Genomic DNA, 23,572 nt, shown 5'->3' on the forward strand with positions numbered 1-23,572 from the left:
TCATCGCACCAGCCATATGCGCGGGCTTGGCGCGAGACAAGAGATGATCGCTAAAATGTCAACATGATACCTCGGTGCCCGCTTGCACGGTCCAGGCGGGCACCGGCGTGATTAACGAGCGTCCGGATGCAGTGTCGTACCCAGAATATGCTCGGAGCGGTGAATCACGTGATGCGCCTGCCCCACGATCAACGGATCGGGTTCACCCACAATGTCGTGATCCTTGCCCGGATAGTCCAGCGTCGACAGGAAATGGCGCATACAATTCAGCCGCGCGCGTTTTTTGTCATTCGACTTGATGATCGTCCACGGCGCGTCCGCGGTATCGGTGTAAAAGAACATGGCCTCTTTAGCTTCGGTGTAATCGTCCCACTTGCTGAGGCTGGCCTTGTCAATTGGTGACAATTTCCACTGTTTTAGAGGATCCGTCTCGCGACTTTTGAAACGACGCTGCTGTTCTTCCTGCGTGACCGAGAACCAGTATTTGTAAAGCTGGATGCCCGAACGTACCAGCATCCGCTCCAACTCTGGCGTCTGCCGCATGAACTCCAGATATTCATTGGGAGAGCAGAAGCCCATCACCCGCTCGACACCCGCGCGGTTGTACCAGGACCGGTCGTAGAACACCATTTCGCCAACCGTTGGCAGTTCCTGAACATAGCGCTGATAATACCACTGCCCCTTTTCCTCCCAAGTGGGTTTATTCAAGGCCACGACCCTGGCCTGACGCGGATTGAGGTGCTCCATGAAGCGCTTTATCGTACCGCCCTTGCCGGCAGCATCGCGCCCTTCGAACAGCAGAACGAAACGCTGCCCGGTTTCCTGCGCCCACAACTGAACCTTCAGCAACTCTGCCTGAAGCTTGGCCTTCTGTTCTTCGTACACCGACCGCGCCATCTTGCGGCCATAGGGGTACTTGCCGCTTTCAAACGCCTGCCGGATCTTTTCAGGGCTGGGCTCTGCGACGTCTGCAACCGGCGTCGGCCCGGTCTTGACCTGAGTTGAATTTGTTTCGACCCGAGCAATGGCTTCCATGAAATCTTTCCTTTTCTGTTGTCCCGGAAAGGAGCTAGCAGAAAGGCCATGGATGCGCTTTGATTGGGGTCAAATTGATGCCTCAAAAACCCACAAATTCCGCACTGGATACAAGGGTCCGATACAAACGTCGTTTTTCAAGCTATGCCCGAGCGGCCCTTGCCTGAATCCTCAATAGGATCGTCTAATCGACCTCGGCCAACATGGCCAAAGCTGGCGCCCGTTTGGCGCACCGGATCGCTGATCCCCTTGTTTCAGGTTTCATCTATGCCCCCAATCGTCAGGGTTGTCAGAGTTGTTGGGCGACAGACCCAATTCGTCGCCTTCCGTCGAGCATCCCAGCCCCAGAACCGTGCGGTTCGCATAAGAGAAGTAGGAACAGACCTGATTGATCTCGAGGATTTCTCCATCATCCCACCCTGCCGTGCGCAGCGCGATCACATCCGCTTCGACCAGATCGCCCGGATCCTCGGTCAGTTTGCGCGCATAGGTCATGGCCGCCACCTGCGCTGCATCCAATGGCGCGGCCGCCGGATCGCGGGCTTCGATCGCCGCCCGGATCGCGTTTCCCCGTTCTTCGTTGGCCAGCAACCGCTGCAACCCTGCGAAATGGTGTTCGACGCAATATCCGCAACGGTTCAGAGAGCTGACCCACACGCCCAGCACCTCAAGAAACCATTTCGGTGTCTTGTTGCCCGAGTGATGCAGCACCGCCTTGTAGATCGCCATGTGCCCTTCCATCGAATGCGGGCGCAACGAATGCGCCATCATGATATTGTCCACATTGTTGCCCGGGCCCGTGACGCGGTCATAGAGTTTCTTCAGCCTGCCTGTGGCTTGCTCGAAGGGGATGGTTCTGATCCAGCTCATTTGGCTTCCTGTTGACGTGATTGCCTGTCGTTCAGAGACTAGAAGCGCTTTGAGCCCGAGGCGAGACGAATTCGACACCCCGTCAGAAAGAACCCGAACCAGCGCAGACCGCAATTTGAACATCGGCCCGGTTTTCCGAAACACCTGCACGGCCTGTCCAGCCAAAGCCGTCCGAGCATTCGTCCTCAACCACCAGCTGTTCGGCAACCCGGTCAGATTGGGCTAGGCGCCCTCTATCTCCATGGTGCGGAACTCATTCTTCAGCCAATTGTGCCGGGCACACATCGGTCTTGTGAAATGCTGACGTATCAATTTGCTCATGGCCTTCTGGATCAGCTCCGACGTCGTTGCCGGGTATACTTCGGTTGTAAACAGCGACACTGTGCGAACGAAGTTGCTGCCGGGAAAGGGCATGGCCTTTACGCTGTTGTGAAACCTCTGCGTTCGGTGAAAGCACGCCGCGGTCGTGATTGCCCAGCCACTGCCCTGCGCGACCAAGCCGATGATGGATTGGTTGCACTCCAGTTCAAACCGGTTGGGCAGGCTGAACTTGCTTCGGGCCAGTTGAGTTTCAATCTGCTTGCCGATCACATAGTCACGCGAATACCTCAACAATGGCAAATCGGCATCCGGGTTGAACAGCTCGTCCGGGGATCCTTCGAACTTGTTGGGAACCACGACGATGAAGGGGTCTCTCATCAACGGGTATTCGATCAGCCCCTCGGTACGACCAAGCGGTCGTGTGGCGACGCCCACGTCAAGCTTGTGTTCCTGAAGTTTGGCAAGAATTTCGTGGCTTGGGCGCGTGAAATGGCGGAAATTGCACCGCGGCAGAGCCTGCGCCAGAAAACGAACAAGGTCGGGCGCGATCTGGTTGTCGAAGTCATCGATCAAAGCCAGCCGCAGATCCGTCGCATGCTGCCAGTTTCCCGTTCGTATCTCGGCCTCACCGCGCTTCAGCACAGTTAGACCCTCACGCACATAGCGGGCAAACACCTCGCCCGCCGGCGTCAGGCCCATCGGGCGACGCCCATGGTCGACCAATTCAATCCCCAACGCGCGTTCAAGGCTGCGCAGGTGGTTCGAAACCGTGCTGATCGACAAGTCTGTTTCTGATGCGACTTGCTGAATCGATCCGGATTTGGCGATCAACTGAAACACTTCCAGCCATCGAAGACTCAGAGATTTGGACACGGCAACCGACCATTGTTTCGATTTGTTCGAAACTAGCGAAGCAAAGTTTTGCCCATGCGGCAATGAAGAAGTTGATCAAAACGGTCGATTCTAGGCTTTCATCCGCACAAAATCCGGGTCGTACGGGCTTGGGCTGATAACCGTTGCACCAATTCGTTTACCACAGCTGTCCAGCTCCATTTCGCGGCCAAGCTGCGCCAGGGACGGATGAATGAAAGCGTGCGCCAGATTCAGCTCCGTGCGATACCCCCATTCGCCCGACGTGATGGTGCCAACGACAGTGTCATCCTGCATCAGTGATGCGCCGGGATGCGCCGGGCCAAGGGTTGAATCGATGCGCAAGGGGACCAGCTTGCGTCGTTGTCCTTCGGACTTCCGTCTCAACAGGGCATCACGCCCCACGAAGACGCCCTTGTCCAGTCGGACAAACCGATCCAGCCCGGTTTCAAAAGGATCAAATTCGGTGATCAGATCGGCTTTCCAGTGCAAAAAGCTCTTCTCCATGCGCATGGATTCAACGGCCCTGGCACCGAACTGTTTCAGCCCATACGTTTCGCCGGCCTCGCGCAAGGCAAGATAGGCCGCATAGAGCGAGGCATTTGGAACATGGATTTCATAGGCCAGCTCGCCCGAGTAACTCAGGTTCATGACCGTCGCCGGAGCAATACCGACAAAGCACTCGCGCACGCTGAGCCACGGGAACGCATCTGCCGACCAATCTCCTCTGGCGCAGGCTGACAAGACAGAACGCGACTTCGGGCCAGCCAGAACCAGAATGGTTTGATCATTTGTCAGGCTGCGCAACTGAACGTCCTCATCGCTGCGCAGATGCAGGCGCAACCAATCCATGTCGTGAAACTCGCTTGCCGCGGCGGAACCATACCAAACGCGGGCCGCCCCCCTGTGGCTGGCGGGCAGATTGGCAACCGTCGCCTCTGCCTTGATCATACCCTGGTCGTTCAACAGGTATCCCAACCCGACACGCCCCTCACGCCGAGGAACAAGCCCGCAAAACAACCGATCCAGGAATGCGTGCCTGTCCAGTCCCGTGATCTCGATACGGTTGAACCCGTTTACCTCTGCAAGCCCGACGCCGGTTCGAATGCTTTCGACTTCGGCGGCCACCAAATCGAAGGTTTCGTCAAAATCGAAACTGAGCGTTGGCGAGAAATCGGGATCGGGTTTGAAATAGTCCACCCTTTCCCATCCGTTGACCACGGTGAACTCGGCCCCTTCGGATGCCAGAACAGGCGTCAGAGGGGTCGTTTTGGCGGGTCGGCCCGCGGGGCGATGTTCATGCGGAAAGTGGAACCTGAATTCGTTCTGATAATCTTCAATCGCCTTGAGCGCGGTGAGTTCCACATTGGCATGACCCGAAAACCTCCGCGGGTCGAGGCACCACGTGTCATAACATGCATCGCCATGCACGATCTGCTGTGCCAGCAACCACCCGTGACCGCCACCTTCACCCAGCCCGGCCCGCAGTCCAATGATGCAGTACGCGTTGCGCTTGCCCGGAATCGGACCGACCAATGGGGCACCATCAATGGTATAGGTGATCGGCCCGTTGACCACGGTGTGAATGCCAACCTCCATCAAGGCGGGCATGCGCGCAAAGGCCCCTTCCAGAACATCGGTTACACGGTCCAGATCATCCGGGCACAGCGCGTTCACGAAGTTCGGATCAATACCGTCCATACCCCAGGTTTTGCATCCCTGCTCGTAGAACCCAAGCAGCAGCCCGTTCTTTTCCTGTCGGCAATAATAGTCGCTGATCGGGCAGCGCAGCAGCGGCATCCGATGCCCGGCATCCCGGATAGCCTCAATCTCTTCGGACAGGAAATACTGATGTTCCATGGACGACACAGGATGATGCACACCCATCATGGCGCCGACTTCGTTGACCCTGTAACCACAGGCGTTGACGACGACATCACAGTCGATATCCCCGTGCTCGGTATGCACCGTCCAGGTGTCATCGCTGTGCTGTGTCAGCGCGGTCACCGGCGTATTTCGATACACCTCGGCACCCGCCTTGCGTGCCCGGCGCGCAAGGGCCTGGCACAATTGCGCCGGATCAATGTCGCCGTCCAGCGGATCCCAAAGCCCGCCGATGAGATTGTCGGTCGAAATCAACGGGTGTCGCCGGGCACATTCATCCGCGTCGATCACCTCGAAATGCACGTCCATCCCCCGCGCCATGGACGCGAAGTGAAGATAGCCTTGCATCTGCCCTTCAGTATTCGCCAGACGTATCCCACCGTCTGCGTGGTGATAGTTGATAGGATAATCCGGATCGTCGGCCAGTTCCTTGTACAGACGGATCGAATGGGATTTCAGGCTGACCATCGTCTGGTTCATGCCGAAATTGGTGACCTGCGCCGCCGAATGCCATGTCGTGCCCGAGGTCAGTTCATTCCGTTCGACCAAAACCACGTCGGTCCACCCTTCCCGGGTCAGGTGGTAGAGCGTCGAACATCCGGCGATCCCGCCCCCTATCACAACGGCTCTGGTACGCGACTTCATGGCATTGCTCCTTCAACTTCGGCACCAGTCTTGCTGAATAACGGGATGCGCAGACAACAGGGCAGATACGGGTGCCGGAAAATCGAAACCGCGATTTCGGATTCTGAAAACGGCACTTCTTCTTTGATACCGGGACAACTTGGGTCCTACGGTGCAGGAAAACGCTAGGTGACGAAAACACATGCCATCCGACAGCATCAAACGAAGCGGACGCAAAGCACGGCATGCACAGCGTGCGGCCAAGCCCGTCATTGATCCTTGCCCCCCCGGTCAGAAAGGCGGGGCATTCAAGCCCTTGAGCATATCGGAAATCGAGAAGATCTATGACACGGCGCTGCGTTTGCTGGAAAAGCTGGGGATGGGAGACGTGCCGGACAGGCTGGCCTTCGACCTCAGGGCGGCGGGTGCCCAGGATCGGGAACAGAACCGGCTGGTTTTTCCCCGTTCAATGGTCAAACAGGCCATCGCCTCGGCCGCGAAGAGCTTTACCTTTCATGGCCGGGATGAAAAACGATCCATCGAGGTGGGTGGCGACCGCGTGTATTTTGGCACCGGCGGTGCTGCGGTTCAGACCCTTGATATCAACAGTGGGCTTTATCGCCCCTCCACCCTGGCCGATCTGCATGATTTCACCCGGCTACAGGACACGCTGGCCAATGTCAGTTGGTTCACCCGATGCTGCGTGGCAACCGATGTCCCGGATGTGTTCGATCTGGACGTCAACACCGTTTACGCTTTGGTACGCAACACAACCAAGCCAATGGCAACGTCTTTCACGTTGGCGGAACATGTTGGCCCGATCGTCGAGATGCTGGACATCGTCGCCGGAGGGGTCGGGGAATTCGCCAAACGCCCCTTCCTCAAAGCGCATATAAGTCCGATCATTTCGCCAATGCGATACGGCGAGGATGCAGTGGATGTGGTTTATGAATGCATCGCCCATAACATTCCGATGTCCTGCATCACGGCCGCGCAGGCGGGCGCAACCGCCCCGGCAACTCTGGCCGGATTTCTGGCGCAGTCACTGGCCGAAACGCTGGCCAGTCTCGTGATGGTCAATGCGATCAAACCCGGCTTTCCGATGATCTTTTCCAACTGGCCCTTCATCGTAGATCTCAGGACCGGCTCATTCGCAGGGGGCAGCGGCGAGACCGCAATCCTGAATGCGGCGTCGGCGCAAATCACGAACTGGCTGGGTTTGCCGTCGGGTGTGGCCGCCTCGATGGCGGATGCCAAGGCCATCGACGCCCAGCATGGGGCAGAAAAAGGCATCACATCGCTGGCGGCAGCGCTGGCAGGAGGCAATCTGATCTATGAAAGCTCGGGCATGACGGCATCTCTGCTCGGGGTCAGCTTCGAGGCCTTCGTTCTCGACAACGAAATGCACTCGCACACGTATCGCGTCTTGCGCGGGATCGAGGTCACCGAAGCCAATCTTGGCTTTGACGCCATATGCCATTCGGTTTTGGGCGATGGGCATTTTCTGGGCAGCGAGCAAACCTATGAAGCCATGGAACGAGACTATTTCTATCCGAAACTCGCCGATCGTCAGGAGCCCCGCACCTGGCAAACCGATGGCGCGATGGATGCGTGGTCATCCGCACGGCGCGCCGCTCAAGAGGTGTTGCGCACGCATTACCCCGAATATCTCACCCCGGAACAAGACGCCGAAATCCGCCGGCGTTTTCATATCCTGTCTTGAAGAGCCGCGGGCATTTCCTGCCTGGTCCTGAACCGTTAGGGTCGCTGAGGAAACTTGCAGAGGATGGGGCATCATGGCCGATTCATTTTTTCAACCGGTATCCGCCATGGAACTGGCCCGATTTGCCGGCATACCCGCATTCATGCGCCTGCCCATGTTGGATCTGGCGCACGAACGTATCTCGGAAGTCGAACTGGGCATCGTCGGTATCCCTTGGGACGGCGGAACCACCAATCGCCCCGGCGCCCGGCATGGTCCGCGGCAATTAAGAGATTATTCCACGATGATCAGGGCGATGAACCCGGTTACGGGTGTGGCACCGTTTTCAATGGTGAACTGCGCAGATCTAGGAGACGTCGCCCCCAATCCCGTCGACATAGAAGACACGCTGGATCGGGTCACGCGTTTCTACACTGATCTTCGAACCCGCAACATCACACCATTGACCGCAGGAGGGGATCACCTGACCACCCTGCCCGTCCTGCGAGCCCTGGCCGCTTCAAGTCCTGTTGGCCTGATCCAGTTCGACAGTCACACCGACTTGTTCGACACTTATTTCGGAGGTCACAAATTCACCCACGGCACCCCGTTCCGCCGCGCGGTCGAGGAAAGATTGGTGGACCCGAAGCGTTTTGTACAAGTCGGAATCCGTGGCACGGCCTACAACACTGAAGATATCGAATGGGGCGAGGCGCAGGGCATCCGCATCATTCGCGTCGAAGAGCTGTTCGACCGGGGCATAGACGACGTCATGAACGAGGTACGCGATATCGTCGGCATGCAGCCGACCTATTGCACCTATGACATCGACTTTGTCGATCCAACTTACGCCCCCGGCACGGGAACACCTGAAATCGGCGGGCCCAACAGCTTTCAGGCCCAGCAGGTCATTCGCAGGATGTCCGGCCTGAACCTTGTTGGCGCCGATCTTGTCGAAGTGTCGCCGCCATTCGACCCCCAAGGTGGAACGGCGTGGCTTGGCATCTCGCTGATGTTCGAGCTGCTTTGCGTTCTGGCACAGGCGATCGACGCGCGGCGCTAGGCCCGCGCGACGTTCTCGGCAATCATCGAAATCATCTCGAACATCACGGCCGCCGCCGTCAGCGCGGTGATGTTGTTGGGGTTGTCCTTGGTGGGCATCATGCAGACGACATCGCCGCCGATGATGTTCAAACCGCGCGCCGCACGCAGGATGCCGACCGCCTCATCGATGTCAAACCCCTTCTCACCCGGTTCCAGATTTGACACGGCCGGCGCGACGGTTGGGTCAAGACAATCCAGATCGAAGGTGATGTAAACCGGGCGGTCACCCAAAACCTCTTTGGTCTGCGCCACGACGTCCTGCAATCCGCGCTGTCGGAACTCTCGCATGGTGACGATATTGTACCCGTAATCGTAAGACGGTTGCAGCCAGTCCAGACTGCGTGGATGGCCGCGCAGACCGATCTGCATCGACCGGGTTGGATCCACCTGCCCCTGATCAGCCAGATAGGCCCCCCAGTGAGCCGCGGATTTCTTGGCCCCCAGAAAGTGATCAACCTTGGTGAAGACGTCCGTATGCGCGTCCAGATGCAGAAAGCTGACCGGCTGCCCGCCTGCAAGCTTGCCGCCACCCAGGGCCTGAACAATGCCACCGGTGATGGAATGGTCGCCTCCGACGGAAACGGGGCGCGCTCCGGCCGTGTCTATGGTCTTGTAGAATTCAGTGATGCGTTCGATGCAATCTTCGTTGTCGTTGGCCTTTGGAAAAGGCACATCACCAACATCCGCGATCCGCGCACTCTGCCAGGGATCAATTTCAAAGACCGAATGCACCCTGCGTTGTACTGCCGAGACATGCCGCAACGCGCGTGGTCCCAGGTGCTGGTCCCTTTCGGTCGTGCCGTTGCCCGTCGAATGCGGCACGCCCGCCAGTGCGATATCCTGCCCTTCGGGCCCGACATTGGGACACCGGAACAGTGTGGGCACGCCCCACCAATACAGGTTGTCCATCATCGATTGTTCATACGGATCTGTCATGGTTTCCTCGGATCAAAGAAAAGCGCCCCCGATCAGAACCGGGGGCGTTTGCGTTCAGAGTTTTTCGTCTTTTCGTCGGAACGCGCCCTGCACGATCCGGTCCATGACCATGGCAAGAAACAGGATCGCAAAGCCCCCCAGCAGGCCCGGCCCCTTGGCCGCGTATTGCAGCGCCTCGAGGATTTCCTTGCCCAAACCGCCCCCGCCAATCAGTGAGATGATCACGACCATGGACAGGCACATCAGGATCGTCTGGTTCACACCGGTCATGATCGATGGCAGCGCCAGCGGGATTTCAACATCCTTCAACAGTTGCCATTTCGACGCGCCAAAGGCTACCGCAGCCTCCTTGATGCTTTCCGGAACCCCTTGCATGCCCAGCGCCGTCAGGCGGATCACCGGCGGCATGCCAAAGATGATGGTGGCCAGAATTCCCGGCGGGTTGCCGGTGCCGAAAAAGGCGATGATCGGGATAAGGTAGACGAAGGCAGGAAGCGTCTGCATCAGGTCCAGAACCGGTTCCGCCGCGCGATAGGCGCGCTGCGACTTGCCGAACCAGATACCCAGCGGAATGCCGAAAACGACGCACAGCAACACCGCCGCACCGACCAGAGCAACCGTTTCCATCGCCACGTCCCAGTACCCCAGCAACGCGATATAGGCCAGGGAAGATGCGGTGAAGATGGCAACCCTTGGTCCCGCCGCACGCCAGGCCGTCACACAGATGACCAGCATGACCACCGGCCAGGGTGACCCGATCAGTGCAATCGTCAGCGCATCAAGCACCGACCGGACACCCGCCACGATCCCGTCGAATACGTCGCCTCCAGCTGCCGCTGCAGCATCAATCCTGGCCTCCATCCAGTTTGCCAGGCTCGAAAACAGCGTGCCGTTGCCTTCGCCAAGAAACATCGCAGAGACTTGTTGTTCCGGGAACGCGTCCAACAATGGAAGGGATGCGTTCACGGTGAACTTGTACACGATCAAGGGTCCGATTGCTGCGACAAGGATCGCACCCATGACGATATTACGGGTCGAACGCCCGCTTTCCGTGCTGTCCGGATCAATGCGCCAGTTCGAATACTGTTTTTCGTAGACGCGGTCGGCGTAGAACCCTTGAACCAACTTGAACACCAGCAACATCAACAACCCGGTAATCAGGATGCCTGCCGCCTCGGACTGGGCGGCGGCGGCCCTTTCCAGGCTTGTGGCCGCGGCTTTCTGTATGTTCTCGGCCAGTTTGGTGAAACGGTCGATATCGGCCTGTTCCGTGGCATCCGCTGCGCGCGCCAACAGTTCGGCCGCGCGTTCCTGCTGACGGGCGGCGCGGTCCGCGAAATCGGCGCCGGGATTGCCCCACGCGCCCCTGCCGATCTGAACCCACGCGATGATCTCAAGGATCAGAAAGGTCCAGAACATGCCCCAAATGGCGCGTGACGCAGACCAGAACGGCCCCAGCAACGCGGCCCATTTGTTGAATGTGTTGGGAATCGCGCTGGTCGCATCATGAATCTTGTGGAAGGCGTTGACATAGTAGTCGCCGTTCGGACCCGCGAACTCTTTGATGGAAAGGTCCAGGGCCTCGCGATCGACCTCGATATCAGAGGCGGCCGTAACTTTCATCTCTGTTGCAGCATCAGTCATTTTTGCCCCCTTGGATACCGCGCAACAGGCGCGGCTTGGTCACGACGCCCACATCAACGCCCGCATCCGTGATGACGACCGGCAGATCAGAATTCACGGCCAGGTCGATCAGTTGATCCAGATCCGCGCCCTCGTCCGCTCGGGGCGCACCGTCAAGTGGCCCTGAATAACTGTCCACCGGCTCCATGATGGAATGCGCCTTGACCAGTTTGAGTTTTGAGATGCCCTGAACGAATTCGCGCACGTAATCGTCGGACGGGTTCATGACGATGTCTTCGGGTGTTCCGATCTGCACGATGACGCCGTCCTTCATGATCGCAATCCGGTGGCCGATCCGAATGGCTTCGTCCAGATCGTGGGTGATGAACAGCGTGGTCTTCTTCAGCTGTGCCACAAGTGCTTTGAACTGGTCCTGCAATTGCAGACGGATCAGCGGATCGAGGGCCGAGAACGGTTCATCCATCAACAGGATTTCCGGGTCCGAAGCCAGCGCCCGCGCGATCCCCACGCGTTGCTGCATCCCGCCCGAAAGCTCTTTGGGCAGACGGTCCTCGTAACCTGTCAGATTCACAAGGCTCAGCGCGTGATCCGAGACGGCCCAGCGCTTTGACTTGGAAACCTTTCGGATCTCCAATGGATAGGCCACATTATCACGCACGGAACGATGCGGCATCAGCGCCATGTGCTGAAAGACCATACCGATTTGCTGGGCGCGAATGCGGCGCAACTCGGCTTCCGACAGTTTCGAAACATCGTGACCCAGAATTTCGATCCGACCCGCCGTCGGTTCGATCAATCGATTCACGTGGCGCACCAATGTGGACTTGCCCGAGCCGGACAGCCCCATGATACAGAAAATCTCACCCCTCGGCACTTCGAACGTGGCGCCCTGAACGCCGACAACACAGTTGAACCGCTCCAGAACTTCCGGCTTGCCTATGCCTTCGTTTCTGACCGCTTCCATTGCCTCTTCTGCACGCGAGCCAAAGATCTTCCAAACGTTTTCTAATTTTACGACAGGTTCGTCCATTTATCCCCCACAGGGCGATGCCCTGCCCGACAGAAAAAGGCCGCCGCGGTTTTGCGCGACGGCCCAAAGAGTGATTGTTTAGTTGGTCAGCCAGCCGATGACGGTGTCTTCATTCGCAGCCACCCATTCCTTGGCGAACTCAGCGGCTTCGATGTTGTCGACGGCCAGCGCCTTGCCCATCGCGCTCAGATCGTCGCCTGTCATCTGATAGTTGCTGAACAGGGCGGCCACTTCGGGATAGCTCTCTTCCAGTTCCTTGGCATAGTGCAGGTGAAGCGTTGCCCCGTTCCAGGCCGAGGACGCCTCGGACTTGGACAACCAATCCGGATCATCCGTGGGCTGAACGATTGTCCAGGTGGCCGGGTCGTGGGGTGGTTCTTCCAGAACCGTCAGATCCTGTGTCACGAAGATATAGTGCGGGCTGTAGCAAAACCCGATCCACGGATCGCCCGCCTTTGTCGCGTTCGCCAAATTGGCATAGGCAATGGTTTCCTCGTATTCCGTCAGTTCGAAGATCTGGTCATAGCCATAGGACTTGGCCCGGATCTTCTCGACGACGGTCGACGCCCAACCCGGCGCACCGATCCATACCTCGGGTGTTCCGTTGCCATCGGTATCGAAAATCGCAACCTTGTCGGGGTCGCTCAGATCATCGATCGACTTGATGTCATATTGTTCCGCGATATAGGTCGGCACGCACATGCCCTGCTCGGCCTGAACCGGGTTTTGGTTCATGACGACGGTGCCGTTTTCCTTGACATAGGTATCGTGCAGGTTCTGCTGATTGGGCATCCACACTTCAGGATGGACATGCATCGAACCGCTGTCCATGGCTTCAAACACAATCGGGTTCGTGCCGTTTTGCAATTCCACATCCAGGCCGAGGTTTTCTTCGATCACGACTTCAAGAATATGTGCCGTGGCGTTCACCGAGGCCCAGTTGGGCACACCGATCACGATATCCGCGGCCATGACCGGCCCGGCAATCGCGAAGGATGCGCTTCCAAGTAGCGTTGCAGTTTTTTTCATCTGATATCTCCGTGTTGGGTCGTTTCCGCGCTTGTTTTTCTCACCCTTTCGGGTAGTGGTGCGCTAAGTTTTTTTGTGTGGAAAGGCCGTGCCTTTCGGGTTTTTTTGGGCCAGCAAAATCACAGGCTTACATGGCTCCAAAAGTGAAGCATGCGGATGCGCTGCCCTTCAAGGAATACGTTTTTATACCTCTTGAATGCGGTATTTTCGCAAGTTTGTTTCGACTTCCTGCAATTCAACATTGCCCCTCCGAAACCTCAGAATCCGAAAATTCCCGCTGGTTTCTTGAGCACCGAAATGCCCCGTGCAGAAGGCACAACCAGTTTCGAAACGGGTGGTGAAGCTGTCCTTTCGCACGAAGCAATTGATATCATTCAGATACTTAATGCGCCTGATCTTGCGTATCGCACCCGCCCCCAAAAAAGGCGTGGCACTTCTTCCCGGCAATTGCGTCACCTAACCGTGGAACCAAGCCACACTGACAAGAAACCGTTCAACACTCTGTGTAAGGTGTCGCCTATACCAACATTTCAGTTGGCATTTGCCTACCTACTGGTAGATAGTCATCCTTGCTGCAATCAAGGAAGAGAACTGACCCCATGGAAATCAATTCGGACTTCTCTGACCGCGTTGTCGTTCACTCGGACCAGCTGGAATGGCAGGCCTCACCCATGAAGGGTGTGGATCGCAGGATGCTGGACAGGATCGGAGGCGAGGTCGCACGGGCCACCACTATCGTACGTTATGCGCCGGGCAGTCATTTCTCTGCCCATACCCATACGGGTGGCGAGGAGTTCATTGTCCTTGACGGTGTATTTCAGGATGAACATGGTGACTATCCGGCGGGGACCTATGTACGCAACCCGCCAACCTCGCAACACACACCGGGGTCGGAACCGGGATGCACGATCTTCGTCAAGCTTTGGCAGTTCGACCTGAACGACCGAACCCAGTTTCGCAAAAACATGGTGGATGAGCTGCGCGCACCCGCAAACGGTATCGCCACCGCAGTCCTGCATGAGGATGCGCGCGAGATCGTGACCTACGCCCATCTGGACGCGGGCGCGACGCTGCGCTCGGACGCCCCCGGCGGGATCGAGGTTCTGATCATCGACGGGTCGGTCACCGAAGGCGGGGACGAACTGGTCAAAAACGATTGGCTGCGCCTGCCTGAAGGCCACAGCCTGACGGCCGTTGCTGGGGCGGACGGGGCCAAGATCTGGATGAAGACAGGCCACCTGCCTTACGCCCAACCGCCGGCGGTGTAACCGATGTCTGAACAAAACCCTGGCGCAACAACCCCGGTCGAGTTGGGCCCAAAAGCTGGACCTGCGTCCTTCAACTGAGGGGGTTTGACCCATGCGCACTGATACGCTCATCATCGGTGGCGGACTTTCAGGGCTTGGCCTGGCGACACAGCTTGTGGATCAGGGTCAGGAGGTGCTGGTTGCTGAGGCGCGCAGCCGTCTGGGCGGGCGCATTCTGACCGAGGTTCAGGGGCGCGCCCATCTGGACATGGGTCCGGCTTGGTTCTGGCCCGGGCAGCCACGTATCGCAGCGCTGACAGACCGACTGGGCCTGCACCGGTTTGACCAATTCAGCTCCGGCGCGCTGAGCTTCGAAGATGAACAGGGCCGTGTTGTGCGGGGCCGTGGGTTTTCATCCATGGAAGGGTCTTATCGCCTGGTCGGGGGGCTCGCTGCTTTGACGGATGCGCTGTCGGCACGGTTGCCGGATGGAGCAATTCACCTGTCCACGCAGATCACCGCCTTGGCCCGCACCAAAGGCGGAGTTCGGGTCACCTCGCAATCTGGACAGCATATTTGGGCAAGCCGTGTGGTACTTGCCATGCCCCCACGTATCGCGGCCGAGTTGACCTATGAGCCCGCCCTGCCCGATGGCACGTTGTCAGCCATGCGGCACATCGCGACCTGGATGGCCGGTCAGGCCAAAGCAGTTGCGGTCTATGACACTCCGTTCTGGCGCAAAGACGGATTGTCAGGGGATGCTATGAGCCGGCGCGGTCCCATGGTGGAAATCCACGACGCGTCGCCTGCCAGCGGTGGTCCCTTCGCGCTGTTCGGTTTCATCGGCATCCCTGCGCAAGCTCGCCGGGATGAAGGGGCGTTGCGGCAGCAGGTTCTGGCTCAGCTGGGGCGATTGTTCGGGCGCAAGGCGACCAGCCCCAATGCGCTTTTGTTAAAAGACTGGGCGTTTGATCGCTTCACAGCAACCAACCTGGATCTTCAGCCCGTACATGCCCATCCGCAATACGGCATGCCCAAGGCCATGACGCGGATCTGGGAAGACCGGATCATCTTCAGTGGCACCGAAACAGCCGCGCAATTTGGGGGATATCTGGAAGGTGCATTGGAAGCGGCAGAAAACACCGCGGCATTGTTGAGCGCAAATAGGATGAACGTGGCATGGAAATAGATACAAAAACCGCTTTGCTGAATTCTGCCGAATTTGCCGTACGCAGCAAAGGCTTCGACGGCTTCAGCTATGCCGACCTTGCCAATGATGTGGGCATCCGCAAGGCATCGATCCACTATCACTTCCCGACCAAAGCCGCGCTTTCTGCAGCTTTGATGACACGCTACCATACCGAGCTTACCGGACGCTGCGTCGAGATCGAGGAAACTTGCGAAACGGCGGGCGCGCGCATGCGTGCACTGATCGCGCTGTATCGCGCGGCTTTGAACGACGGAAAAACCCTATGCTTATGTGTGTCGCTGATCATCAGCCGGGAAAGCTTGTCAAATGAGGTCACCGACAAAATCCGCGAGTTCCGGCGCATGTTGACCCGGTGGATCGAGAATGTCTTTGCGCTTGGCAAAACAGATCATTCGATCACGGGCGTTGAGGATCCGAAAGCAGAAGCACGCGCGGCATTGGCCTTGCTGGAAGGCGCTCATCTGACGGCTCGGGTCGAGAAGAGCACCCAAACCTTTGACGACGCCGTGGAGGTTCTAACTGCGCGATGTTTGTGACACGGCCCAAGCTTGCGCATACAGAATGGCCGCGTCGATTGTTGAGGCGCCTGCCCGCCTCCCCTGCCCCAGCCCCATTTCGGGTGATCATTCGGGGCGGTCTTTGTAGATGTCGATATTGCCTGCGATACAGCGCAGCAAGCGAATTGGCCGAGGCTGGATGTACTGACCACCAGATTGCGTCCACCACAGGTCACAAAAAAATTTCTCCATGGCTGAAGAACACTCGAAAGGTGCCGGCCAAAAGCGACTCGCAAAGCATGCTCAGACCAAGCGGGGACTAGAACACGAACCAGACATGGGAATTTTCTGAAGAAATCGTAGGTTCGTAAAATACGGGACGTGGTCAGCGTGTGGTCGGATTTGCCATTTTTATGGCGGGGAGACAGGGATTCGAACCCTGGGGACGCTCTCACGCCCAACGGTTTTCAAGACCGCCGCATTCGACCACTCTGCCACCTCCCCGTCGAAAGCAGGGTCTAAGGCGAAGTTCGACCAGAGGCAAGTCGAAATCGGGAAATCTTGCCGAAGCCTGTGCAGCGGTCTTTCCATGACACTTCAGCCACGTTATGATCCGCAGGAAAGACCGCAACAGGCTGGCATCCAGAACCAGCAGACCGGCAGTGGGGTTCGGAAAACGAAACCCCTTCAGGCAAGGGAAAAGCAGATGAAGCGAGCGATCGAGACACGCCCGGGGCCTAAACGGCTGGCGTATCTGGCGTTGACTTTGACGATACTGGCCGGATGCGAAGAGGTTTTTTCAACTTCTGACTCGGCTGAAAAACCGGAAGACAATTCGGGCAAGACGGAACTCCTGCCCGAGGTGGCCACCGGCTCTCAGCGTGATATCGAGGCCCCTGAGGTTTTTCAGACAACCGAAGCAGGGCTTTGGGATGGCCGGCCTTCTCTTGGCGGGATATGGGTTGCGCACCCGGATGCGTCCCAACCTGAACGTGTCGTGATCAAAAACACGTCCAACAACAAATCGGTGACCGGCGCCCTGTTCCGGCGCGAGCGCAACCTGCCCGGGCCTGCGCTTCAGGTCTCGTCCGCTGCCGCGAAAGAGCTGGGAATGCTTGCGGGTGCGCCGACAAAAGTCAGTGTCGTCGCACTGCGCCGGGAAAAGCTGGAAGAACCGTCGTCGGAAGATGCGCCAGAAGCAGAAGAATCAGCCGCCGAAACCACGGCTGCGGTTGCTGATGGAGCTTCCGACACGCAAGCGTCCGCAGAGCCGGAAAAACCGGTCAAACGGAAGTGGTGGCAGAAAAAGGAACCAGCCGCCGCCGCGGCTGGTACGACTGCGGTTGCAGCCGGTGCAGCCAGTTCATCCGATGAAACGGCTGAGGACGTCGAGCCCGCAAGCGAAGATGCCGAGACGCCTACATCAGCCGACGATCAGGTCGAAGCACCTGCCGATAAACCCGCCAAGCGGAAATGGTGGCAGAAGAAAGCCCCCACAGCTGCGGCTGCGGGAACTGCCGTGGCCGCGGCAGATACAGCGACCGACAGCGCAGACGTAGCCGCCGAAGCCGCTGCGGCCGTGGCGTCGCCCTCTTTGTCGGATGCACCGGTCACGCCCCCTGCCGAAAAACCTGCCAAACGGAAATGGTGGCAAAAGAAAGACCCTGCCGCGATCACCGAAACACCGCTGGACCCGGTAGAAGGGGCCGCTGCCGCAATAGATGCGTCAGACGCCACGCCTGTTGCCGCCGCCGCGACATCGACGACGTCTTTGAGCAAGCCGTATGTACAGATTGGAACCTTCAGCGTTGAGGCGAACGCCAAGTCAGCAGCCCAAAAGGCGCGTCGCAACGGAATGCCCACGGTTGTTCGGGAACTGAAAACAGCGAATAGTACAGTGTGGCGCGTGCTGGTAGGCCCCGCCGCAACAAGGGCCGAGCGCAAAGCCTTTCAAAAGGACGTGAAAGACCTTGGCTTCAAAGATGCGTTCACGGTAACCGACTAATTCAGGGAGGCTTAACATGCTGTCCTCAATACGAACATCTGTTCTGGCTCTTGGGCTTGCCGTTCTGGCGATACCGGCCCAGGCTTTTGATACATCCGCCCGCGCGGCTTACGTGATCGACCAAACCACCGGTACCGTGCTGCTGTCGAAAGAAGCCGACCAACCGTTGCCGCCTGCGTCGATGTCCAAGCTCATGACGCTTTATGTTGCGTTCGAAGCATTGCGGGACGGGCGCTTGACGCTGGACGAAACTCTGCCTGTTTCGGAACACGCGATGAGCTATGGCGGCTCGACGATGTTCCTGAATACGCAGGATCGCGTACGTGTCGAAGATCTGCTGCGCGGCATTATCGTTTTGTCGGGCAATGACGCCTGCGTCGTCATTGCCGAAGCGCTCAGCCCGGATGGCACCGAAGCAGGGTTTGCGCGATACATGACCCAGCGGGCCAAGCAGATGGGCATGAACAATTCGAACTTCGCAAATTCAAACGGCTGGCCCGCCGCCGGGCATATGATGTCAGTTCATGATCTGGCCGTTCTTGCAGACCGGCTGATCACTGACTTTCCGGAATACTATCCCCTTTTCGCCGAAGAAGTTTTCGAATTCGATGGCCGCGCGCCCTCGAACGCCCGCAACCGCAACCCGTTGCTGCGGCTGGATATCGGCGCAGATGGCCTGAAAACCGGCCACACGCAAGAAGCGGGCTATGGCCTTGTCGGGTCCGCCAAACAAGGCGACAGGCGTGTGATCTTTGTGCTGACGGGTCTCGACAGCACCGGCCAACGGGCAGAGGAGGCTGAGGCCGTGGTTAACTGGTCGTTTCGAAATTTTGTCGAGAGGACAGTTGCCACCGCGGAAACGCCGATAGCCGAAGCCAAACTGTGGATGGGCGAGAAAAAGACCGTGGGGCTTGTTCCCGAAGGTGATCTGAATGTGCTGTTCCCGGTTCTGGGCGCTCAGAATGTCGAGGCCGAAGTGGTCTATGAGGGCCCGATCAACGCGCCCGTCAAAAAAGGTCAGCAGCTGGCCGAACTGGTTATCAAGCCCGAAGGGCTGCCGGAAATCCGGCGCCCGCTGGTGGCAGCCGAAGATGTTGCGATTGGCGGGTTTGTGGTGCGCATGCTGACCGTCGGCGGTATCGTATTGAAAGACGTGATCAACAACCCGCTGGAGTCGATGTGACGAAAGCGGGGTTATTTCTGACCTTCGAAGGCATTGACGGTTCAGGCAAGTCAACACAGGCACGGATGCTGGCGGAACATCTGCGCGCGCAGGGTCACGAGGTGGTACTGACGCGCGAACCCGGCGGTTCTGCAGGGGCCGAGGAAATTCGCAGTTTGGTTTTGGAGGGCGACCCGGATCGCTGGTCGGCCGAGACCGAGATTCTGCTGTTCACAGCAGCCCGCCGCGACCATTTGGAGCGTACAATCGAGCCGGCTCTGGCGGCAGGGAAGGTTGTGATCTGCGACCGCTTTGCTGACAGCACACGTATGTATCAGGGCTTGTCCCGGGGTGACCTGCGAAATCTGGTGGATCAGTTGCACAGCCTGATGATCGGGCGCGAACCGGACATGACGCTGCTGATCGACATGGACCCCGAAACGGGCCTGGCACGCGCCAAGGGGCGACAAGGCACCGAAGAACGTTTCGAGGACTTTGGCCCGGATTTACAAAAGAAAATGCGTGCCGGTTTTCTGGCGCTGGCCGATGAGTTCCCCGACAGGTTTCACATCGTGGATGGCAACAGGGACATGGACAGCGTTGCGCAGGATGTGACAGAAATCGTCCAGGCAGCACTGCGGTAGACGATGAGCGACGATATCCCTTCTCCGGATCAGGTGCAGGGCGCACCACATCCGCGCGAAACCGTTCGGCTTTTTGGCCAGGACGCGGCTGAACAGGCATTCCTGACCGCCTACACCTCGGACCGTTTGCATCACGGTTGGCTGCTGACAGGGCCACGCGGTGTCGGCAAGGCGACCCTCGCCTGGCGAATTGCAAGATTTCTGCTTTCCACTCCGCCGACCGAGGATGGCGGGTTGTTCGGCGCGCCGCCTCCGCCCGAGACGCTCGATATCGATCCCGATCACCCGGTGGCCCATCGCATTCAGGCCGGGGCGGAACCGGGTTTGGCGGCAATAACCCGGTCACTGAACGATCAGGGACGGCTGCGCGGTGAGATCGTCGTGGATGACATCCGCAAGCTTGGAAAGTTTTTTGGCCTGTCCTCCGCGGACGGCGGCCGCCGCGTCGTGATCGTGGATTCAGCAGACGAAATGAACGTCAGCGCCGCCAACGCGTTGCTGAAAATGCTGGAAGAGCCGCCTGCCCGCACCACCCTTTTGCTGGTATCGCATCAACCCTCGCGCCTGTTGCCAACCATCCGTTCACGCTGTCGCACGCTGCGCCTCGGCCCGCTGAACGCGCAAGACATGCAAGCCGCCCTGTCACAAACGGAAACCGAATTTCCCGCGCAGACAGAACACCTTGCCGCGCTTGCAGCGGGTTCAGTCGGAGACGCCGTGCGTTTGATCAATCTGGGTGGTCTGGACATCTATGCCGAACTGATCGCCATTCTGGGAACCCTGCCCCGCATGGACCGCCAGCGCGCGCTGGCCCTGGCCGAAGCGGCAGCACAGCGTGGTGCGGCGGACCGGTTCGAACTTTTGCTTACCCTGATCGACATCGCTCTGTCACGGCTGGCACTGACCGGGGCAACGGGCACGCCCCCGCTGCCTGAAGCCGCCCCCAACGAGGGTGAAACACTGGCGCGTCTGTCAGCATCGCCAAATCAAGCCCGTCGCTGGGCCGAGGTCGCCGCAACGATCACAGCCCGAGCGCGACATGGTCAGGCAGTCAACCTTGACCCTGCCGCTCTGGTCCTAGATACGGTGTTCAAGATACAGGAAACTGCCGGTCAGAACAGATGAGCGACACCCCCCAGATTACCGACAGCCATTGCCATCTGGACTTCCCGGATTTCGAAGGCCAGTTGGACGACATCATCGCGCGTGCTGCCCAGGCTGGCGTGACCCGGATGGTGACGATCTGCACCAAACTGCGCAACGAACCCGCCGTCCGTGCGATTGCCGAAGCCCACGCGCCGGTCTTCTATGCCGCCGGCACACATCCGATGAGCGCCGCGGACGAGCCATTGGCCTCGGTCGATGATCTGGTCGCCCTGACACGGCATCCCAAATTCGTCGGTATCGGTGAAACCGGCTTGGACTACCACTATACCGCCGACAGTGCCGAAGTGCAGAAACAGTCACTGCGCATCCATATCGAAGCGGCCCAGCGCACCGGGTTGCCCCTGATCATTCACGCCCGCGCAGCTGATGAAGATATGGCCCGCATTCTGGCTGAAGAATATCGCAGCGCACCCTATTCCTGCGTCATGCACTGCTTCTCATCGTCTGCTCAATTGGCCAAGGCCGCGCTGGAGCTGGGGTTTTATCTGTCCATGTCCGGCATCGCAGCCTTTCCCAAAAGCCAGGAGTTGCGCGATATCTTCGCAAACGCCCCGGTGGACCGCATTCTGGTGGAAACTGACGCGCCCTATCTGGCCCCGCCGCCCTATCGCGGCAAACGAAACGAGCCGGCCTATACTGTGCACACGGCCCAAAAGGGGGCTGAAATCTTTGGCATGGACTATGCCGCCTTTGCTGACCAGACACAGGCGAACTTCGACCGGCTGTTTACCAAAGCGGCATCAGACAAGGCCGCCGCATGACCGGCTTCCGATTTACAATTCTGGGCTGCGGGTCCTCTGGCGGCGTGCCGCGGCTGGGCGGTCAGTGGGGCGATTGTGACCCTGCGAACCCCAAGAACATTCGGCGCCGCTGTTCGATGCTGGTCGAACGCGACGGGCCAGATGGGACAACCTCGGTTCTGATCGACACAACGCCAGATATGCGCAGCCAGTTGCTGGATACAGGTACAGGGCGGTTGGACGGGGTCGTCTATACGCACTCTCACGCAGACCATGTGCATGGAATCGATGACTTGCGCATGATCGTGTTCAACATGAAAACCCGCGTTCCCGTTTGGGCGGATGGCGACACCCAGAACGCCTTGTTGGGGCGGTTTGGATACGCGTTCATTCAGCCGGAAGGCTCCCCTTATCCTCCAATACTCGAGCTCAAGTCTATCGACGGTCCATTTGAAATCGACGGCCCCGGCGGCCCGATTCCGTTGCGTCCTTTCAAAGTGAATCACGGTTCGATCGATTCCCTTGGATTCCGCATAGGGCAACTCGCCTATCTTCCGGATGTCGCCGAGATCTACGACGACGCCTGGCCCGAAATGAAAGGGCTGGACTGCCTTGTCATCGATGCCCTGCGCCGCTCGCCTCATCCAACGCATGCGCATCTGGAAAAGACGCTTGGGTGGATCGAAGAACTCCAACCGAAGCGCGCGGTTCTGACCAACATGCATATCGATCTCGATTATGCCACCGTCGATGCTGAAACCCCCGACCACATCACCCCCGCCTTCGACGGGATGGTGATCCATCAGTCGCAGTAGGCCGCTGCCCGTCGCCCGCATGATATCGCAGCAGGCCCGTCGCACGGGGGCCACATGCTGCAAAGCCTGATCGACGTCATTCTTCCGGTTTTCCTTGTAATCGGGGCCGGGTATACGGCAACACGCACGGGGTACTTCAAAGAAGCGCATGTCGATGGGCTGATGAAGTTCACCCAAGGCTTTGCGATTCCCTGCCTTTTGTTCCTGGCCATCGCGCATCTGGACCTCAGCGCCAGTTTCGACCCCCGGCTTTTGGCCAGTTTCTATTCCGCTGCCGCCCTGTGTTTCACAACAGGTCTGTTCGGCGCACGCATCATTTTCGGGCGCGATTGGGAAGATTGCGTTGCCATCGGGTTTTGTTGCCTGTTCTCAAACTCTGTCCTGTTGGGTTTGCCGATAACCGAACGCGCATATGGGCCCGAGAACCTGACCGGCAACTACGCGATCATCGCCTTCCATTCTCCGTTTTGTTACGGCGTCGGGATCACGGTGATGGAGGTCGTGCGAAATCGCGGTCATGGTGGCATGCGCATGGCACGGTCTGTATTGTCTGCAATGTTCAAGAACGCGCTGATCCTTGGTATCGCCCTTGGGTTTCTAGTCAACCTGTCCGGCCTGGCAATCCCTGCGGTGGTCGACGAAGCACTGGGGTTGATCACCCGTGCTGCCCTGCCCGGGGCGTTGTTTGCCTTGGGCGGTGTGCTGGTCAAATACAAGCCCGAGGGCGACCTGCGCACCATTGCGTATGTTTGCTGTATCTCTTTGATGCTGCATCCCAGCCTGGTGTGGGTGTTCGGCAAATCCACGGGCCTGCCGCAGGATCTGTTTCGGTCGGGGGTTTTGAATGCCGCCATGGCTCCGGGTTTCAACGCCTATATCTTCGCCAACATGTATGGTCGCGCAAAACGGGTCGCAGCGTCGGCGGTACTTATCGGAACGGCCTCGTCCATTCTGACCGTCTGGCTATGGCTGACACTTTTGGGCTAACTGAGGTGTTGACTTCAGGTTGATGTGAAACACCTATCGCGCAACGCTG

21 protein-coding genes and 1 tRNA gene are annotated in these 23,572 nt (G+C 58.5%); 12 read left to right on the top strand and 10 right to left on the bottom strand.

The window, feature by feature from the left end:
* Positions 1-111: 111 nt before the first annotated feature.
* From ppk2 to ACR3E6_RS16045, 4 genes are all read right to left on the bottom strand, one after another.
* Positions 112-1,035 (bottom strand): polyphosphate kinase 2, encoded by a 924-nt coding sequence (ppk2, locus tag ACR3E6_RS16030; RefSeq protein WP_480488007.1) that lies wholly within the window; start codon positions 1,033-1,035, stop codon positions 112-114.
* A 261-nt stretch (positions 1,036-1,296) separates the two neighbouring features.
* Positions 1,297-1,905: a carboxymuconolactone decarboxylase family protein gene (locus ACR3E6_RS16035; RefSeq protein WP_171631249.1), complete on the bottom strand. Its 609-nt coding sequence runs from the start codon at positions 1,903-1,905 to the stop codon at positions 1,297-1,299.
* A 222-nt stretch (positions 1,906-2,127) separates the two neighbouring features.
* On the bottom strand, positions 2,128-3,099 hold the full coding sequence (locus ACR3E6_RS16040) for a LysR family transcriptional regulator (RefSeq protein WP_480488009.1): 972 nt from the start codon (positions 3,097-3,099) through the stop codon (positions 2,128-2,130).
* A gap of 90 nt (positions 3,100-3,189) precedes the next feature.
* Positions 3,190-5,625 carry a GcvT family protein gene (locus ACR3E6_RS16045; protein WP_480488011.1) on the bottom strand — a complete coding sequence of 812 codons (2,436 nt, stop codon included), beginning with the start codon at positions 5,623-5,625 and terminating at the stop codon, positions 3,190-3,192.
* A gap of 181 nt (positions 5,626-5,806) precedes the next feature.
* Between ACR3E6_RS16045 and ACR3E6_RS16050 the strand changes: the two genes are divergently transcribed.
* Both ACR3E6_RS16050 and ACR3E6_RS16055 read left to right on the top strand, forming a co-directional pair.
* Positions 5,807-7,327 (top strand): trimethylamine methyltransferase family protein, encoded by a 1,521-nt coding sequence (locus tag ACR3E6_RS16050; protein ID WP_480488013.1) that lies wholly within the window; start codon positions 5,807-5,809, stop codon positions 7,325-7,327.
* A 73-nt stretch (positions 7,328-7,400) separates the two neighbouring features.
* Positions 7,401-8,369 (top strand): agmatinase, encoded by a 969-nt coding sequence (locus ACR3E6_RS16055; protein ID WP_480488015.1) that lies wholly within the window; start codon positions 7,401-7,403, stop codon positions 8,367-8,369.
* Here ACR3E6_RS16055 and ACR3E6_RS16060 read toward each other — a convergent pair.
* The 4 genes from ACR3E6_RS16060 to ACR3E6_RS16075 all read right to left on the bottom strand — a co-directional run bounded on the left by ACR3E6_RS16060 (position 8,366) and on the right by ACR3E6_RS16075 (position 13,049).
* Positions 8,366-9,346, bottom strand: coding sequence for an arginase family protein (locus tag ACR3E6_RS16060; RefSeq protein WP_171631238.1), 981 nt, complete (start codon positions 9,344-9,346; stop codon positions 8,366-8,368). The two genes, ACR3E6_RS16055 and ACR3E6_RS16060, sit on opposite strands and share 4 nt — an antisense overlap.
* Positions 9,347-9,400: 54 nt before the next feature.
* On the bottom strand, positions 9,401-10,990 hold the full coding sequence (locus ACR3E6_RS16065) for an ABC transporter permease (protein WP_480488018.1): 1,590 nt from the start codon (positions 10,988-10,990) through the stop codon (positions 9,401-9,403).
* Positions 10,983-12,020, bottom strand: a complete 1,038-nt coding sequence (locus ACR3E6_RS16070) for a quaternary amine ABC transporter ATP-binding protein (protein ID WP_170343819.1) — start codon at positions 12,018-12,020, stop codon at positions 10,983-10,985. Before ACR3E6_RS16070 ends, ACR3E6_RS16065 begins: the two co-directional genes overlap by 8 nt.
* A 78-nt stretch (positions 12,021-12,098) precedes the next feature.
* Positions 12,099-13,049: an ABC transporter substrate-binding protein gene (locus ACR3E6_RS16075; RefSeq protein ID WP_257599011.1), complete on the bottom strand. Its 951-nt coding sequence runs from the start codon at positions 13,047-13,049 to the stop codon at positions 12,099-12,101.
* A 599-nt stretch (positions 13,050-13,648) separates the two neighbouring features.
* Between ACR3E6_RS16075 and ACR3E6_RS16080 the strand changes: the two genes are divergently transcribed.
* From ACR3E6_RS16080 to ACR3E6_RS16090, 3 genes are all read left to right on the top strand, one after another.
* Complete coding sequence (locus ACR3E6_RS16080) at positions 13,649-14,317, top strand: cupin domain-containing protein (RefSeq protein ID WP_171722980.1); 669 nt, start codon at positions 13,649-13,651, stop codon at positions 14,315-14,317.
* A 91-nt stretch (positions 14,318-14,408) separates the two neighbouring features.
* Positions 14,409-15,485: a flavin monoamine oxidase family protein gene (locus ACR3E6_RS16085; protein ID WP_171722979.1), complete on the top strand. Its 1,077-nt coding sequence runs from the start codon at positions 14,409-14,411 to the stop codon at positions 15,483-15,485.
* Complete coding sequence (locus tag ACR3E6_RS16090; protein ID WP_171631227.1) at positions 15,476-16,042, top strand: TetR/AcrR family transcriptional regulator; 567 nt, start codon at positions 15,476-15,478, stop codon at positions 16,040-16,042. Before ACR3E6_RS16085 ends, ACR3E6_RS16090 begins: the two co-directional genes overlap by 10 nt.
* An 87-nt stretch (positions 16,043-16,129) precedes the next feature.
* Here ACR3E6_RS16090 and ACR3E6_RS16095 read toward each other — a convergent pair whose 3' ends face one another.
* Positions 16,130-16,255 (bottom strand): hypothetical protein, encoded by a 126-nt coding sequence (locus ACR3E6_RS16095; RefSeq protein WP_480488021.1) that lies wholly within the window; start codon positions 16,253-16,255, stop codon positions 16,130-16,132.
* Between the two features lie 162 nt (positions 16,256-16,417).
* Positions 16,418-16,507 (bottom strand) — tRNA-Ser (locus ACR3E6_RS16100).
* Between the two features lie 202 nt (positions 16,508-16,709).
* On the opposite strand from ACR3E6_RS16100, the gene ACR3E6_RS16105 reads away from it, so the two are divergent.
* The 7 genes from ACR3E6_RS16105 to ACR3E6_RS16135 are packed head-to-tail and all read left to right on the top strand — an operon-like array spanning position 16,710 to position 23,523.
* Positions 16,710-18,008, top strand: coding sequence for an SPOR domain-containing protein (locus ACR3E6_RS16105; protein WP_480488023.1), 1,299 nt, complete (start codon positions 16,710-16,712; stop codon positions 18,006-18,008).
* 16 nt (positions 18,009-18,024) lie between these two features.
* Complete coding sequence (locus ACR3E6_RS16110; RefSeq protein WP_480488025.1) at positions 18,025-19,191, top strand: D-alanyl-D-alanine carboxypeptidase family protein; 1,167 nt, start codon at positions 18,025-18,027, stop codon at positions 19,189-19,191.
* Positions 19,188-19,814 carry a dTMP kinase gene (gene tmk, locus ACR3E6_RS16115; protein ID WP_171631219.1) on the top strand — a complete coding sequence of 209 codons (627 nt, stop codon included), beginning with the start codon at positions 19,188-19,190 and terminating at the stop codon, positions 19,812-19,814. The genes ACR3E6_RS16110 and tmk overlap by 4 nt, the downstream gene beginning before the upstream one ends.
* A 3-nt stretch (positions 19,815-19,817) precedes the next feature.
* The gene (locus tag ACR3E6_RS16120) at positions 19,818-20,939 is read left to right on the top strand and encodes a DNA polymerase III subunit delta' (protein WP_480488027.1); all 1,122 of its coding nucleotides are present in this window, start codon (positions 19,818-19,820) and stop codon (positions 20,937-20,939) included.
* Positions 20,936-21,742: a TatD family hydrolase gene (locus ACR3E6_RS16125; protein WP_480488029.1), complete on the top strand. Its 807-nt coding sequence runs from the start codon at positions 20,936-20,938 to the stop codon at positions 21,740-21,742. The genes ACR3E6_RS16120 and ACR3E6_RS16125 overlap by 4 nt, the downstream gene beginning before the upstream one ends.
* Positions 21,739-22,536 carry an MBL fold metallo-hydrolase gene (locus ACR3E6_RS16130; RefSeq protein ID WP_171631213.1) on the top strand — a complete coding sequence of 266 codons (798 nt, stop codon included), beginning with the start codon at positions 21,739-21,741 and terminating at the stop codon, positions 22,534-22,536. Before ACR3E6_RS16125 ends, ACR3E6_RS16130 begins: the two co-directional genes overlap by 4 nt.
* Before the next feature lie 54 nt (positions 22,537-22,590).
* On the top strand, positions 22,591-23,523 hold the full coding sequence (locus ACR3E6_RS16135; RefSeq protein ID WP_480488032.1) for an AEC family transporter: 933 nt from the start codon (positions 22,591-22,593) through the stop codon (positions 23,521-23,523).
* Positions 23,524-23,572: the final 49 nt, after the last annotated feature.

The organism is Ruegeria sp. AL3, from assembly GCF_056536065.1.